1 pseudogene is annotated in these 713 nt (G+C 48.9%); it reads right to left on the reverse strand.

Annotated features, from left to right (window positions below):
- Positions 1-143: 143 nt before the first annotated feature.
- Positions 144-713: pseudogene (locus A3750_RS22250) on the reverse strand (hypothetical protein); the annotation flags it as partial.

Raw genomic sequence — 713 nt, forward strand, 5'->3', positions numbered from 1 at the left:
AGGCGGATGTTTAAATAAGGGGGGCGTCTCAAAGAATGTAGGCGCAAAGAGTCATAGAGAATAGGCGTTTCAGCTGAAACGATCTAGCGCATATAGCGCAAGATCAGTAACCTTGGCGCCGACCGGCGTTGGATGAGTCTGGTCTAGCTGACGTAGTCCGAAAGAAACTTGTCAAAAGAAACCGTATCTCCTTGTTTGATTTGCTCAGCGTTATCATGGCTTTGAGCGGCAAGCCTCTCAAATTCATGTTGAATAGCGGCCATGTCAGTTGCTGCCGTTAGCGTATGTTTGTGTTGATTGGACAGAGACCCCGCTAACTCAAGCCAGCTTTGTTGTTCTGTTCGCATATCTTCCAGAATCCGCGCAGAGGGGCATAGACTAGCGTCATCTACTTTTGCTTGCTGAAGTGCAATGCTCTCTTGGTGGAGCGTCGTATTCTCGGTGTTATCTAGCAAAGCGGCGTAGTCGTTGATCCGGGAAAGAATCTCCGTTGCCCAAGAGGTGAGTGAAATCTCTTCATCAAGACGTTTGAGCGTCAGGTTTGGTCTTCTTCCATCGGTGGTGACGGACGAGAAATTACCCTCAAGCTCTTCGCATGCTTCGGCACTAAGAACCGGCGAGTCTTCCAGCAGGCAGAAGAGCAGGAAGGCGTCAACGAAAGCGATTTGCGTCTCATCAATACCAAGAGGTAAATAAGGATTGAGATCAAGGCA

It is taken from the genome of Oleiphilus sp. HI0079 (assembly GCF_001635105.1).